Origin of the sequence: Psychrobacter sp. P11G3 (assembly GCF_001435845.1) — a bacterium.
Lineage (GTDB): Bacteria > Pseudomonadota > Gammaproteobacteria > Pseudomonadales > Moraxellaceae > Psychrobacter.
In genome coordinates this window covers 1296654-1312261 of record NZ_CM003596.1, presented here as the reverse complement: position 1 = coordinate 1312261, position 15608 = coordinate 1296654, and the positions used below count along the sequence as shown (strand labels likewise).

At 43.4% G+C, this 15608-nt stretch carries 13 protein-coding genes; 4 read left to right on the top strand and 9 right to left on the bottom strand.

Annotated features, from left to right (window positions below; all coding sequences use genetic code 11):
- Nucleotides 1-80: 80 nt before the first annotated feature.
- Together AK824_RS05410 and AK824_RS05405 are read right to left on the bottom strand one after the other, a co-directional pair.
- Nucleotides 81-2009 (bottom strand): glycine betaine ABC transporter substrate-binding protein, encoded by a 1929-nt coding sequence (locus AK824_RS05410; protein WP_082624579.1) that lies wholly within the window; start codon nt 2007-2009, stop codon nt 81-83.
- A 407-nt stretch (nt 2010-2416) separates the two neighbouring features.
- Nucleotides 2417-3901, bottom strand: coding sequence for a coniferyl aldehyde dehydrogenase (locus AK824_RS05405; protein WP_057759487.1), 1485 nt, complete (start codon nt 3899-3901; stop codon nt 2417-2419).
- 406 nt (nt 3902-4307) lie between these two features.
- On the opposite strand from AK824_RS05405, the gene lipB reads away from it, so the two are divergent.
- The 3 genes from lipB (at nt 4308) to AK824_RS05385 (ending at nt 6494) form a co-directional block, all read left to right on the top strand.
- A complete protein-coding gene (lipB, locus tag AK824_RS05395; RefSeq protein WP_057759481.1) occupies nt 4308-5147 on the top strand; it encodes a lipoyl(octanoyl) transferase LipB in 840 nt (279 codons plus the stop codon).
- A gap of 194 nt (nt 5148-5341) precedes the next feature.
- The gene (locus AK824_RS05390) at nt 5342-5872 is read left to right on the top strand and encodes an inorganic diphosphatase (protein WP_057759479.1); all 531 of its coding nucleotides are present in this window, start codon (nt 5342-5344) and stop codon (nt 5870-5872) included.
- A 157-nt stretch (nt 5873-6029) separates the two neighbouring features.
- Entirely contained in the window at nt 6030-6494 is a 465-nt protein-coding gene (locus tag AK824_RS05385) for a hypothetical protein (protein ID WP_057759477.1), read from the top strand.
- A gap of 147 nt (nt 6495-6641) precedes the next feature.
- On the opposite strand, the gene AK824_RS05380 is transcribed toward AK824_RS05385, so the two are convergent.
- The 5 genes from AK824_RS05380 to AK824_RS05360 all read right to left on the bottom strand — a co-directional run bounded on the left by AK824_RS05380 (nt 6642) and on the right by AK824_RS05360 (nt 11509).
- Entirely contained in the window at nt 6642-7457 is an 816-nt protein-coding gene (locus AK824_RS05380) for a sulfite exporter TauE/SafE family protein (protein ID WP_057759475.1), read from the bottom strand.
- A gap of 113 nt (nt 7458-7570) precedes the next feature.
- Nucleotides 7571-8086: a flavin reductase gene (locus tag AK824_RS05375; protein WP_057762420.1), complete on the bottom strand. Its 516-nt coding sequence runs from the start codon at nt 8084-8086 to the stop codon at nt 7571-7573.
- A 105-nt stretch (nt 8087-8191) separates the two neighbouring features.
- A complete protein-coding gene (locus tag AK824_RS05370; RefSeq protein WP_057759473.1) occupies nt 8192-9220 on the bottom strand; it encodes a methionine synthase in 1029 nt (342 codons plus the stop codon).
- Nucleotides 9221-9274: 54 nt separating this feature from the next.
- On the bottom strand, nt 9275-10312 hold the full coding sequence (locus AK824_RS05365; protein WP_057759471.1) for a DUF1852 domain-containing protein: 1038 nt from the start codon (nt 10310-10312) through the stop codon (nt 9275-9277).
- Between the two features lie 309 nt (nt 10313-10621).
- A complete protein-coding gene (locus tag AK824_RS05360) occupies nt 10622-11509 on the bottom strand; it encodes an SDR family NAD(P)-dependent oxidoreductase (RefSeq protein ID WP_057759469.1) in 888 nt (295 codons plus the stop codon).
- Between the two features lie 221 nt (nt 11510-11730).
- Between AK824_RS05360 and AK824_RS05355 the strand changes: the two genes are divergently transcribed.
- Nucleotides 11731-12126 carry a DUF1622 domain-containing protein gene (locus AK824_RS05355; protein ID WP_082624578.1) on the top strand — a complete coding sequence of 132 codons (396 nt, stop codon included), beginning with the start codon at nt 11731-11733 and terminating at the stop codon, nt 12124-12126.
- 92 nt (nt 12127-12218) lie between these two features.
- Here the strand turns inward: AK824_RS05355 and dusB are convergent, their stop codons facing one another.
- Both dusB and AK824_RS05345 read right to left on the bottom strand, forming a co-directional pair.
- On the bottom strand, nt 12219-13250 hold the full coding sequence (gene dusB, locus AK824_RS05350; RefSeq protein WP_082624577.1) for a tRNA dihydrouridine synthase DusB: 1032 nt from the start codon (nt 13248-13250) through the stop codon (nt 12219-12221).
- A 120-nt stretch (nt 13251-13370) separates the two neighbouring features.
- Entirely contained in the window at nt 13371-15416 is a 2046-nt protein-coding gene (locus tag AK824_RS05345) for a BCCT family transporter (protein WP_057759466.1), read from the bottom strand.
- Nucleotides 15417-15608 lie beyond the last annotated feature (192 nt).

Here is a 15608-nt window from a genome sequence, read left to right as displayed (position 1 = left end):
CTCTCACTATTCACGTGGTTTTTATTATTAGGGCTTCGGTCGATTACCATGGGTTCAATCGTATACCACTAAACGACTTTCTATCCAATCGGACGTCTGCCTGCTTCAATGGTTTTTTGACGGGTACGCTTACCTTGACCAAATGCTTGCGTAATACGGTCAATGATAATGGCAACGATAACGATGGCCGTACCTGCTTGTAGACCCTGACCGATATTGAGCGTTTGGATAGATTGCAATACATCTTCACCCAGCCCAGGAGCACCAATCATTGAGGCCAATACCACCATGGCAAGTGACATCATCACAGCCTGATTGATACCTGCCATAATACTAGGCAACGCTTGTGGCAATTTAATCCAGAGAAGTAGCTGTAAATGCGTACTACCAAAGGAGCGTCCTGCTTCGACCATTTCATGATTGACTTGTGTAATCCCTAACGTCGTCAGACGAATCAAGGGCGGCAACGCATAAATCACGGTCGCGAATAACGCAGGCACTTTACCAATACCAAACAGCATCAGCACTGGTATGAGATATACAAAACTCGGCATAGTCTGCATGATATCTAGCACTGGCGTCACAATCTTGCGTAGCAGTTTGCTACCTGACATAGCGATACCAATAGGAATACCAATTACCACCGTGACCAGTACCGATACGATAAGCAGCGCTAGAGTGTCAATTAATGCACCCCATAAACCAAAAGCGCCAATCAAAAACAGCCCTGCACCACATGCCAGCGCAAACCAAATCTTGCGAACACCAAACCAGCCAAGCACAGTCACAAATGCAATAATCAACCAAGGCGGGATAACCGTTAATAATCGTTCAATAGGTAATAGCAGATAAGTAAGCGCCATCGTGCTAATAGTACGAAATACATCGCCATAGTTTTGAACGACGTTTGCTAAAGCATTATTAAGTGGGGTCTCAAGCGACCATGAAGGAAAGCTTGATGCGAGCGCTGACGCATTGATACTAGATGCAGTTGCTTCTGTAGAGATAGCACCCGTTGAGCTAAGGCCTAACTTGGTAGCGAGATTGGTAGCAGCCTCATCGGATAACCATGCTTGCCAAACCTCTGGGTTGTCACGCAAAAACACCACGGCTTGCTCATCGCCAGTGCGTTTACTTTCGCTCATCTCCAAGATAGCACCGTTTAGCTCATCAGAGGTAAATTGCACCTTTTCAAAGACAGCTGCTAGTTCAGGATTGGATTCGACAAACGGGGTAGAAACGGCAATACCTAACGGTGATACTGGAAATCCTGACACGCAATCCATCTTACCATCAGCGAGCAGCAGATTTTGCCAACAAGCATCCTCATAAGCTGGGAACTCTAGTGGCGCAAGGTCATATTTTGCCATTAGCCCAGTAGGCTGCCAGTAGTAAAACAACAGTGGCTTATGCTGTTCAAAAGCGGAGGTAATTTCGGCATCGAGAGCAGCACCCGTACCAGGGTGTGCGTTGTTAAAAAGACTGTCTAGACCGGTGGTTTTTAGCAAACGTGTGTTAAAAATCTCACACGTCCAACCAGAGGGGCAGTTCATAAAGCGAGATCTACCAGGATCTTCAGGGTCCTTAAATAGCTCAGTATATTTAGGCAAATCTTGATAACTGCGAAGTCCTGGATTCTCTTCCAAGACGTATCGCGGGACATACCAGCCTTGAGTTGCACCACCTTTTAGCGTATCGCCGATGATAGCCACTTTATTTTGCTCAATGGCTTTTTCCATGATTGGCGAGCGACCAACCCACTGCTCCCCGATGACCTGAATGTCATTTTGTGATAGTGCTGTATCAAGTGCAGGCCCTGCTCCTGGTACCTCCTCTACCGTACAACCGTATCCATCTTCTACGATATGTCTGAGTATGCCAGAGGTGAACTGCCCACTCTCCCATGTCAGTGCCCCAAATTTAATCGTTGAGTTACAGGCAGCAGATGCTGATACAGGCAGTAGTAAAGCGCTCATCCACAGTAAGCTTAATGCAATCCATTGGCGCATGCTCTTTCCTATTATTATGTTGTATCGGCCTGAAATCATTATTAAAACAATAGAGCTAAAAAAAGCTGAACGTCGCTATAACAAGTTTACCAAGGCTAGCCATATACCATTCAGCTACTATCTACTGTTGTTTAGACTTACTACAAAGTGTAGCGATTTATAGAAGTGATGACAAACGCTTATTTGTCGATTAACGCATTAGATAAATTTACGATAATTTTGATAAAGCTCTTAAGATAAGTCGCTCTTAATTTTAGAAATCTATATTTGAGAAGTTATATTTTAGACAAAAAATAGCACCTATCTGGGTAGGTGCTATTGGTTATGGTATCGATCAAAAAAGGTCACTATTACTTTCTATAGCTACTATAAAATGTCTAACTCAAGAATTGTTATTTTAAAAACAGTTATTTTAAAAACAGCGCCATCGCCTTTTTAAACAATCCACCATACGGCGGCAATAATAAATTCAAGCCATTGAGCTTGGTTTGGACAAAAACCGGCTTCATATGGCTGAGACGTTCAAAGCCAGCCTTACCATGGTACGCGCCAGTACCAGAGTCACCCACACCACCAAATGGCAAGTCATGCTGAGCCACATGTATCAGAACTTCGTTGATACACAGACCACCTGAGACCGTATTATTACGCACGTTTTCGATACTGCTGTAGTTGTCACTAAACACATATAGCGCCAATGGGCGTGGACGCGAGTTTACAAAATAAATGGCATCATCAAGCGTCTCATAATGCATCAGCGGCAAAATCGGGGCAAAAATCTCGTTTTGCATAAGGTCGCTGTCAGGCGCAGGCTCGCTGACGATGACTGGCGGCATTAGACGGTTTTCTATATTGGGTTCGGCGCCAGTTAACGCATGTACCTCGCCGCCTGTTAACGCATCTAGATAGCCTTTTACCCGTTTGAACTGCTCACCATTAATAATGCGAGAATAATCTGGGTTTTCTTCAATATTAGGATAATGCTTGGTCATCCACTCTTTTGCGAGTTGGATAAACTGGTCATGGTATTGGCGCTGAATCAAAACATAATCTGGCGCAATACACGTCTGTCCCGCATTTAGTGTCTTACCCATCATCACTCGATTGACGACAGACTCTAGATTGGCATCATCTAGTACGATTACTGGTGATTTACCACCAAGCTCAAGTGTCACTGGTGTTAGATTTGGCGCAGCGGCAGCCATGACTTTTTTGCCCACCGCAGTCGATCCGGTATATAACAGGTGATCAAATGGTAACTCACTAAAGGCGGCGGCAATCTCGACTTCACCGAGTACCACACAGATCATATCTGGCGAAAAATAACGAGCAATGGCATCAGCAAACGTCTGAGCAAATTGCGGTGCGGCCTCACTCATCTTGACCATAATGCGGTTGCCTGCGGTGATTGCATCTATCATCGGGCCAATTGCTAAAAACAATGGATAGTTCCAAGGCACCATGATACCGACCACACCCAATGGCTGCGGCTGAATTTCATTATGAGCTGGCATATATAGCGCTGAAATAGGCGCACGATGTGCTTTCATCCATTTTTTGCCGTGTTTTTTGGCGTGGCTAATACCGGTAAAGCTAGGAAATAACTCAGCAAACTGCGTCTCTGACTGGCTACGATAGCCAAAATCTGCACTAATCGCCTTTGCAAAACTCTCTTGGTTGTCACTAAGCATCACTTCTAGATTATCTAGCTGCATCGTACGAGTGCCCCAATCATTGATTGGCTGGGTACGGCTTAACATTTGCAAGCGAGAGAATTGCGCTTTCATCTCATCGATAGTCGTCGCCGTACTTAGGGCTTCAGGCACACGCTGCAGCGCAAAACCTGTCTCGGTCACTGCCTGCTCATGGGCGCTTTGGTTGCTATCTGTCATTTGTCTTCCTTGTCATAATCATAGTAATAGTCATAAGGTTTGTAGTCACTATACTATATTGGGTTAGAGGCTCTATCTTTCTAGTCAGGTGCACTCTTTGATAACCTACTCTGACTATAAATTTCATCAGATTCCATTCATCACACTTTAATGTAGCGCATCGACTGAGCAATGAACAGCACCTTTGGTTGACTACTGCGTCTGTACTAGCAGCACTTTTATAAGCGACTTGCCACTGTTCTATACCTGTTATTTCATCAGCCATTGCTAGCTGTTTGCTATTAGCATTTACGCCATTTACAGACATTGCGACAGTATATATCTTTGGGCGATAGTCGCCAAAACTGCTACACTACCGATGAACATTATTTATTTTAAACTTGATAATAATAAGACAGATACTCTCATGCAAAATGACACACAACTCCTCAGTGATACGCTTGTCAGCAAATCTCTATCAGCGGCCGATTATGTCCCTACTCTCGATGCGATGCTGGCACGCACCCTCGAACGTATCGATCTAAAAAAGCAACAAGGACTGCGTACGCCTGATGAATTATGGATTGTCGATCATAACGATGTCTACACGCTTGGACAGGCAGGCAAAGAAGAGCACATATTACAGCGCACTGATACGCCTATCATCAAGACCGATCGCGGTGGTCAGGTGACATGGCATGGCCATGGGCAGTTAGTACTCTATTGGTTGTTTGACTTGGACAGTCTCAAATGGAGTGTGCGCAATCTCGTCTCCCATGCTGAGCAAGCGATAGAAGACATCATCAATGACTGTTTGCGTAGCTCACCGTCTAATAGTGACAATATCAGTGCTCATGCACGCCGCGATGCCCCAGGTGTCTACCTATATGCAGATACTACTGCAACAGATGGCAGCACCGCTACAAATGACAACTCTCTTGATAATAAGGTTATGCTTGGCAAAATGGCCTCGCTAGGCTTTAAGATTAAGCATGGCTTTAGCTACCATGGTATTGCGATTAATCTAAATTGTGACCTGTCTTCATTTAACGCCATCAATCCTTGTGGCTATGCCGGCATGCAAATGTTGCGTCTGTCTGACTTTGTAGCCATGCAGACAGATTCAGAGCAAACAGAGCCAGAGGCCCAGTCTAAACAGAAAATGAGCGATTCATTCAGCTATGAGACAGTCACTCAAAAACTTATTGATAACATCGCCAAGCGCCATGCTGGACTGATTGAGTTGCGAGCTATCGCACCCAAGTAAGTTTTGAGCCCATTTTTGCATAATCTTTTTTTGCATAATATCTTGCACGCTTAGACTTAAGCATTAAGAGAAAATTCAGTACAAACTTGCTATAATCGCATGCAGTACAAATCGGACGCAGCAACTATCCTTACTGTATCCCCAGCTCAACCCCTTATTCAAACATTTAAAACAAAAGCAAATTGGAGCATTTTATGGCAGATTTTAACAAAATTTTGGACGCAGGCGATGTAGACGGCGGCATCATCAACGTAGTAGTAGAGATCCCAGCTGGTAGCAGCCATAAAATTGAGTGGAATCGCGAATTAGCGGTATTTGAGCTTGACCGTATTGACCCACAGATTTTTGCCAAACCTTGTAACTATGGTTTCATCCCACAAACACTTGACGAAGACGGCGATGAGCTTGACGTATTGCTATTGACTGAGCAGCCACTACCGACTGGTATTTTCTTAAAAGCAAAAGTTATCGGTGTGATGAAGTTTGTTGATGATGGCGAAGTAGATGACAAAATCGTTGTTGTCCCTGCTGATGACCGTGACACGGGCAATGCTTACAACAGCTTAGAAGACCTACCAAAGCAGTTGATCAACCAATTAGAGTTCCATTTCAGTCATTATAAAGACCTGAAAAAAGCTGGTACGACGGTTGTTGAATCTTGGGGCGATGTCGCAGAAGCGAAAGAAGTTATCAAAGAGTCTATCCAACGTTGGAAAGATCTATAATTATCGAATATTGGCAAAAATGCCGATAACGATAAATAATAAAATACCGCAGTCACCATGGTGGCCGCGGTATTTTTTTGCTTGAACATTGCTTATCTAACATGGTTATAATGAGCATATAACTCATTCGCACTTATACGCCGTAATAAGGACAGTCATGTTTAACCCCGACCCTAGCGCAAAACCGGTCAATACCAAGTTGCCAAAAGACGTCATTATGATGGTCGAAAAAAACAACCTAGTAATGGCTATTAAAACTTTGGCGGCAGACGAAAACATCAGTATGGATGAAGCCAAAAGTAGAATTGATGCTTATGAGACCCAGCTGAAAGTAAAGCAACAACAGAAGCTCAATACTATCGCTAGTAAACAAGGCATTCCAAATCAAGCCATTAGCTTTGATAGAGAGCAAGAGGAAGAAGAGCCTGGACCATTGGTAAAAAACCGTGTTAAAACGACCAAACAAAGTCAAGGGTTTAAGGGGCTGCAAGATGGCGTCGATAGTCAGTTGAATGACTTAGGCTACAAGAAACCTCTACTGCCTTATTGGCTAAAACGATTGCTCGTGATTGCTGTCTTGATGATAGGAATATTTTGGATATTATGGCGAGTATTTGGTTAAGTGATTTAGCTAAATAAAGGACTGAATCAACATACCTTCTATAAAACTGCATACTGGCTAGCTATAATTTAAGAATGTAGCTAGTCAGCATGCTAACTGAAAAACTGCCCTTGAATCTTTTCACAGCGTCCACTAGTCTAAAACTACTTAAAGCAATCCTTTATATAAGAAGTAACAGCCTACGACGGTTAACAGTACTGCAAAGCATTTTTTCAGCAACTGTGGCGATAATGCATGAGCGACTTTCGCGCCTAGCTTGGCGGTGAAAAAGCTCATGATACTAATGCCCAAAAAAGCATAGATATGGACAAAGCCAATCGTATTGGGCACGTCGACTTGCGCCTGCATGCCAAAGAACATAAATCCTAGCGCGCCTGCAATGGCGATAGGCAATCCACATGCGGCTGAGGTTCCAACTGCTTTTTGCATAACCACACAGTAACGTGTGAGATAAGGTACGGTTAAGCTACCACCGCCAATCCCAAAAATAGCAGAAGCGATACCGATACCAGCTCCTGCTGCTAGTTGCTTAGGTTTTGAAGGCAAAGCTATATGGACATTGCCAGCTTCGTTATTTGCTTTCTTTTTGCCACCCATAAACATTTTATAAGCGACCCAAAGCAAAAACACACCAACAATCAACTGAAGATACAACCCAGATATCTGTCCTGCGATACCCGCCCCTAAAAAACAGCCTATTACTAAACCTGGCGTCAGATTTTTAAAGACAGGCCACATGACCGCGCCCTTTTTGTTATGCGCCATGAGCGAGCTTATGGATGTAACGATAATAGTCGCCAGTGAAGTACCCAAGGCCAAGTGCATGATACTGTCAGGACTGTAACCCATTTGCGTAAAGACAATAAATAGCAGTGGTACGATAATAGTGCCACCGCCTACTCCAAATAGCCCCGCAGCAAATCCTGCTAGCGCCCCTATTATTAAAAAAGTTATTAATTCCACAGGATAGTTACTTCTTATTTAGATTTAATGAGATGATAGTTATAGTTAAACGACTGCTCAATATTGCATGAGCAATAGTCCATAGGCTTCGGTGTTGGATTGTAGATATTAGATTAAATAAGCTCTACTTGCCCAACTCTAGAATAGGCACGGTTAAAGTAAACCAACCCTTCATCAGTTCCGCCTTGTGGTTCAGCCTGATTGATGGCGACAACGCGGCACATAAAGACGCTATGCGTGCCGACTTGTTGAATTTGTTCAATCTCACAATCAAAGCTGACTAAAGCATCTTCTAACACAGGAGCGCCTGTTTGTAATTGTGTCCAAGAACCATATTCAAACCGTTCTTCTGAACACAATTTAGAGGCAAAAGCATTGGACAGCTGCTCATGTTGCGCGCCTAACACATTGACACTTAAAATCTTATTTTCCAGAAAGTAGCCATGTGACCGAGACGTTTGATTCATACAGACAAGCAAAGTCGGCGGTGTGTCTGTGACACTACATACTGCCGATGCTGTAAACCCATGCATGCCCGTCGCGCCTGATGTGGTTACCACATTGACCGCAGTCGTTAGCAAAGACATGGCATCTCTAAAGTCGGTCGCGTCAATCCTATCTTTAATCATGGCTTCCATCCTGAGAAACGTTAAAAAATAACGTTAAAAAATTGTGCTTCAATTTTAGTTTTGCAAGGGGAATTCTTTAAATAGAATTTCCTAAACGGCTAAACTCTAAGCAGTCAGTTCTTGACGAACGATTTGAGCACCAGCGCTTAAGGCTGCGAGCTTACCACGTGCGACTTGGCGAGACAAAGGTGCCATGCCGCAGTTGGTCGCAGGATACAGCTTATCAGCATCGACAAATTGTAGCGCTTTGCGTAGCGTATCTGCCACCTCTTCTGGTGTCTCGATAGTGTTGGTTGCCACATCAATGGCACCGACCATCACCTTTTTACCGCGAATCAATTCAATCAGATCCATAGGTACACGTGAGTTTTGACACTCCAGTGAGATGATATCGATTTTCGACTGTTGCAGTTTAGGGAATGCCTTTTCGTATTCGCGCCACTCTGAGCCCAGTGTCTTTTTCCAATCGGTATTGGCTTTGATGCCATAGCCGTAGCAAATATGAACAGCTGTCTCACACTTTAGACCTTCAATGGCACGCTCTAAAGTTGCAATACCCCAGTCGTTTACATCATCAAAGAACACATTAAATGCGGGCTCATCAAACTGGATAATATCGACACCAGCCGCTTCTAATTCTTTTGCTTCTTGATTCAGGATTTTAGCAAATTCCCAAGCCAATTTTTCACGGCTTTTATAATGACCGTCATATAACGTATCAATCATCGTCATCGGCCCTGGCAACGCCCATTTGATTGGCTGATCGGTTTGCTGACGCAAAAACTTGGCATCATCAACGAACACAGACTTTGGACGACTTACCGCACCAACGACTGATGGCACGCTCGCATCATAGCGATTACGAATTTTGACCGTCTCACGCTTCTCAAAGTCGACACCATCAAGGTGTTCGATGAACGTAGTCACAAAATGCTGACGGGTCTGCTCGCCATCACTGACAATATCAATCCCTGCATGCTGCTGCTCTTGCAATGATACACGCAGTGCATCTTGCTTGGCTTCAAGCAACTGCTCGCCCTCTAACACCCAAGGTGACCAAATTTTCTCGGGTTCTGCTAGCCAAGAAGGTTTTGGTAAGCTGCCAGCGGTAGACGTCGGTAATAGTAGTTTCATACGATTTATCTTCTAATTAATTTATTTTTTATTATGTTGATGAGTGATGCTCAGTTAAGCGGCTTGCTTCCTAGCCGTTTCTTTATCAGCAGCTTCTTTTTGAGCAGTCTCGCCTGTTACATCATAGCTTGCAGCCCATTCCTCAAGGATGGTTTGATACGGCTTGATAAAGTGTGTCTCAGTAAATCTGCCTTGGGTTACTGCCATCTGACTACGTTCGGCGCGGTCATAGACTACTTGCGTCAATGAATAGTCTTGGTAATTCAGGCTAGGTTGATACACTTGTCCAGCGCTTGAGTTAGCATTGTAAATCTCAGGACGGTAGATCTTCTGAAAGGTCTCCATAGTACTTATCGCGCTGATAAGCTCAAGATCGGTGTAATCACTGAGCAAGTCCCCTGCAAAATAAAATGCTAATGGCGCGGCGCTTCCTTCAGGTTTAAAATAACGTACCGTTAAGCCCATTTTATGAAAATAGTCGTCGGTCAACGAGTATTCATCTTGCTTGTATTCAATGCCCAATACAGGATGCTGATTGACAGTACGGTAGTAAGTCTTGCTGGTTGACACGCTCAGGCAAATCACAGGTTTTTTGTGAAAATGAGCGTTGTAAGCCTCTGAGTTCAATAAGTATTGAAACAACTTGCCATGTAACTCACCAAAATTATCTGGCGTTATGGATGCTAGGTTTTTGTCGCGATGCTCTGGTAACACAATACTAAAGTCATAATCACGCACATAAGATGAGAAACTGTTGCCAACCATACCGTCGATACGCTTGCTTTCTTTATGATCCACAATCGTTGTTTTTAGCGTTTCGATAATAGGAAACGTCTGACCATTGCCTTTAACATCTAGATCGACAGAGATGATATCAACTTCAACAGAATAACGATCTGCTGTCAGATTATCCCAATGCGCCAATGCATTGAATCGATTATTGATCATGGTTAACGTTTTGCGTAAGTTCTCTTGGCGGTGCTCGCCGCGTGCCAAATTTGCAAAGTTAGTCGTCAAACGCGTGCTATCTGCAGGCTGATAGTTTTCGTCAAAACGAATGTGCTTAATTGAACAATTGAATTCTTTACTCATGGTGGTCCACTACCTTATTTATCTGAGATAAAACCAAATCTGTGTATGAGGTGAATCATACCGAAATCTAAACATGAATAAAAACGATACAATTTAAACATAAGATGAATTTTATTCATCTTACTAAAACTTAGATATATAAAGAAAATTTAACAGCGGAAGTTTTGAGTATTTATTTATCGCATAATTAAGCCTTTCACATACTGGTGGCGAAGAAGGTTCTTATAATGCTTAAGAGTATTTGAGACATAAAAAAAGGATACCGTAGTATCCTTTTTATTCAAATTCGAGCCTGATAACACATCGATTCTAGTGATGCTCACCAGGAAGAATTTTGGCAAAGGCACGCTGAGCAAGGTTAGGCTTGCTATCAGTCGTTTGCGCAGCAGTCGAACTTGGGAAAATGCGATAGCCAATGGACTGGACGCCAACGTTAAAGGCTGGTACCAGTGAATAAGTCGCCGATGCAAATTTACCCATATTACTAGCGATGCTATTTGGCTTATGAACGATGGCTTTTGCGACCATCATCGCTGCTTCGTCAGGCATCAATGCTGGCATATAGCGATATAGCTTGGTTGGCGCAATCATCGGGGTACGCACAAGTGGCATAAATATATTGGTCACTTTGATGTTATCGCCTTTGACTTCAGCAGCCAAACAGCGACTAAATGCATCTAAGGCAGCTTTTGACGCGACATACGCTGAAAAGCGCGGACTATTTGCCAATACCCCAATTGATGAGATATTCACGATTTGACCAGTTTGGCGACCAATCATCGTTGGCAAGAAACCAAGGATGATTTTGACCGCGCCAAAATAATTAATCTCCATGGTACGTTCAAAGTCATGAAAACGGTTGACCGACTCATGCACTGAGCGGCGAATCGAACGACCCGCATTGTTGACTAGTACATCGACATGCTTAAAGTCAGCCAAAATCTTTTCACTGGTTTTTTCAATCTCATCCATATTGGTCAGATCGCATGGATAGTAACTGGCCGCGCCGCCAAGTGTTTCAATGTTTTCCTTGACCATTTTTAGCTTATCTTCAGTACGGGCCAGCAAAATAACATGCGCGCCGCATTCACTGAGCAAAAAAGCCGTACGTTCGCCGATACCACTTGAAGCGCCTGTGATGATAATATTCTTGCCTTTGACGGCTTTGGTAATTGCTTTTTTCGAGAGATTGGCCATAAAAAGTCCTTTTCGTTTATTCTATAGTTATTGGTATTCGGTTATAGCATAGCAAAAAAATGTCGTATGGAGTGAACAAAACCATAGTGGGCGTTAGCTGACGGGACTTTTACAAATTTCGTCGTCGACATAAATATTTATAGATACATTTTTAGCTTGTTGTTAATTACTAAGTGCTAAGTGCTAAGCTTTTTTCTGAACAATTATAAGGAGTATCTGCTTTGATAGACACACTAACTCACTATATCGACTTAATTGCCAAAATGATCGAAGTCATTGGCGTCCTCATTATGTTTTTTGGACTATTTCTTGCTTTATATAGAGCTTTTCGAGCGTCTGGCCATTTTAATAATGATACTTATGTTGAAATCAGGCAGACCGTAGGCAAGTCTATATTGTTGGGGTTAGAGGTGCTAATTGCCGCTGATATCGTGGCTACTGTCGTCACCGAGCCATCGCTACGCAGCGTACTGGTGCTAGGTTTTATCGTACTGATTCGAACCTTTTTAAGCTTATCGCTACAAGTTGAATTAGAAGGACGATTCCCTTGGCAAAATAGAAAACCTGCGCCTGACAAACAGCCTGATACTGATACTGTGCCCATTGATAAAGCATAGCTGTTATATAAAAGAGCTATCGAAAGGCAAGACGTAAAAAGTACTGTGAAAAGTAACTAGCACTGATTTATAAAACAAGATTTAAGCGATTACTACTCGTGCGCCTGTAAAAAAGTCTCGACCACTTTAAACTGTCCAGCGGTACTTTCTTCACCATACATCGCCTGTCTAAAGGCGTTAGAATTTGGAATACCTGTCGTATACCATGCAATATGTTTGCGAGCGATACGGCAGCCTGAGTACTCTCCGTAGAAATCATAAAGCTCTTGCAAATGAGCCAGTACGATCTCTTTTATCTCACTAACGCTCGGTGCCTCTAGACGCTCGCCAGTACGCAAAAAGTGCTCAATATCGCGAAATATCCATGGTTGCCCTTGTGCAGCACGCCCAATCATCACCGCATCACAGCCTGTCATCTCATACACGTGTTGGGCTTTTTGCGCGCTATCGATATCGCCATTGGCAATGACAGGAATACTGATGCTTTCTTTGACTTCGCGTATCAGCTCATAGCGTGCATTGCCTGTATACATGTCTTCACGCGTACGTCCATGAATAGCAATCGCTGCAATGCCGGCCTGCTCAGCACGCTTGGCGACTCGTAAGATGTTTTCACGACCGTTTTCAAAACCTAGACGTGTCTTTAGCGTGACAGGTGCATCAACGGCATTGACCGTTGCATCTAGTAATCGCGCGACCAAATCCTCATCTTGCAACAATGCAGAGCCTGCCAGCTTACGACAGACCTTCTTGGCCGGACAGCCCATGTTGATATCGATAATCTGTGCGCCATTATCAATTTGATAACGGGCCGCTTCAGATAATTTGTCCGGCTCAGCACCTGCTATCTGTGCCGAAATAGGCGCAATCTCGTTATCGAAATTGGCACGGTACAAGGATTTTTTGCGTGCATAAAGAGCGGTATCAGCGATGATCATTTCACTGACCGCATGACCTGCACCAAATGATTTGCACAATCGACGAAAAGGATTGTCTGTCACGCCTGCCATCGGTGCGACCATCAAACGGTTTTCAATCGTCAGGCCACCTATGTTCAATGGCTGCAACAATGGATGGTCAGACAAAGGCGAGGACGAAGGTAAAATGGGAGAATCAATAGACATAAAAAACGGCTTGATTTGTAAGGAAAACAAGCCGTTATTCTAAGGATTCCTGCGTTTATTGCAAGCGATTAACGTGAATAGCTTGCATAAGCATTACTCGTTTTTAATACATTCCATGCATTATTTATCAAGCACACTGCCCTGCTCTAGTGTGATGTCATCATCATGCTCTTGCATGCGCCACGGTAGACTATCAGGCGATATATTGAGGAAATGTAAATACTTCTCAAACTGATCAATAATGTCATTAATCACTGATTCAGATTTGTAGCCGTATAAGTCATAGGTCTGACCACCACGGCGTAGATACACCTCAGCGCGATGATGGTGCTCTTGTGGCAAGGTATCTGCGCTGTCTTCAGTATAATAATCAGGCGCATCATGCTCTGATAAGCGCACCTCATACCAAAACTCGACATCGTCACCGCGCTGTAGCTCTAATACAGCTCGGTTATTGACCACATCATAATTGACCTCAGTCGTCCAGCCGGTTTCTGCAAATTTAGACGACACCTCCATCATCGAAGGCATAACTACTTCTTTAATATAACTTAAGACCTTTTCACGCGTTGGCTTATCGGTCATATAATCAATACGCTCGCGCCATGCAGACGGTTTGAGTAGATGCGGCGGCAGTCTGTTGTCATTACCAAGGCTCTGATTACGATGTCCTTCGATACGCAGCGCACGCCACATGCCAAACATTGAAATAAGAATAATAATCGCAAATGGTAACGCACTAACGATAGCCGCTGTTTGTAGGGCTTCTAAACCACCTGCAAGTAGCAATACTGCTGCGACAGCACCTTCAGTTACTACCCAAAAGCTACGCTGCCACCATGGTGTATCACTGCGACCACCTGCCGCTAGCGAGTCGATTACCAATGAGCCAGAATCCGAAGACGTCACAAAAAAGGTAATAATCAATAAAATGGTCAATGACGACACAAATTCAGTAAACGGTAGATTCTCTAACAGTTTAAACAAAGCAATCGCTTGGTTGTTTTGTACTTCACTGATTAATGAGGTATAACCATCGACCATGATCATGTGTAGTGCGGTATCGCCAAACACCGAAAACCAAAAGAATGTAAAGAAGGTCGGTACCAACATCACACCCAATACGAACTCACGGATGGTACGACCACGGCTAATCTTGGCGATAAACAGACCCACAAAAGGCGCCCATGCAATCGTCCATGCAAAAATAAATAAAGTCCAGCTGCCGATCCAATTGCTATTTTCGTATGCCTGCAAGCTAAAGGTACGCTCGACAATATTACCCAAATAGCTACCGGTATTTTCCATAAAGGCATTCAAGATAAAAATGGTCGGACCGACAACAAATACGAACAACATCAACGCAGTTGCCAATAGCATATTTAAAATAGATAAGCGTTTTACACCCTTATCCATACCTGCCAATACCGATACCAATGCCGCGGCTGTCACCAAGGCAATGGCTATCACCTGTACAGTCGTATTCACTGGAATGATATCTGGCAATAGATAATTGAGTCCAGCATTAATTTGCGACACCGACAAACCTAAACTAGTAGCAATACCGAACATCGTACCCAATATCGCAAACACATCAACCGTATGACCGATAGGGCCATGAATCCTTTCACCAATAATCGGGTATAGCGTCGAGCGTATTGATAGTGGTAAACCATGACGAAACGCAAAATACGCTAGTGATAAACCAACGACACCATAAATCGCCCAAATATGAAAACCCCAATGAAAATACGCAATTTGCATCGCCTCTTTTGCCGCAGCAATAGTCTGCGGATCCGACATTGGCGGACTAGAAAAGTGCATCACTGGTTCCGCTACCCCATAAAACAGTAGCGCAATCCCGTAACCTGCCGAAAACAGCATAGCAAACCATTCAAGAAATCCGTACTCCGCCTCAGCATGATCAGGGCCTAGCTTGATACTGCCATAAGACGAAAACGCCAGTACAATAATGAACATCAAAAACAGTGCCACTGCCAGCATATAAAACCAACCGAATGTCTCAGTCGTAAAACTAAGCACATCACTAAACAGAGCACCCGCCGCTTCAGGATTAATAGCCGTACCAATGACCAATAGCAGCATAATGATGGCTGCAGGTACAAAGACTGGTAATAAAATAGTCGAACGAGGTAATTTACTCATGAAAGATAATATCCTCAAAAGTTGACGATGCCTTTTTATGAAAATTTTTAATTAAGGCAAAGATTAGAAAATGTGTGTGAATGGTTATAATAATTATCACACTCTTTTCCAAAACCCTAGACAAGCGTTCAACTCGTAACATGACTTTAACGAATGTTACATGACTATTACCAAGAAAATAAAAAAGGCAGC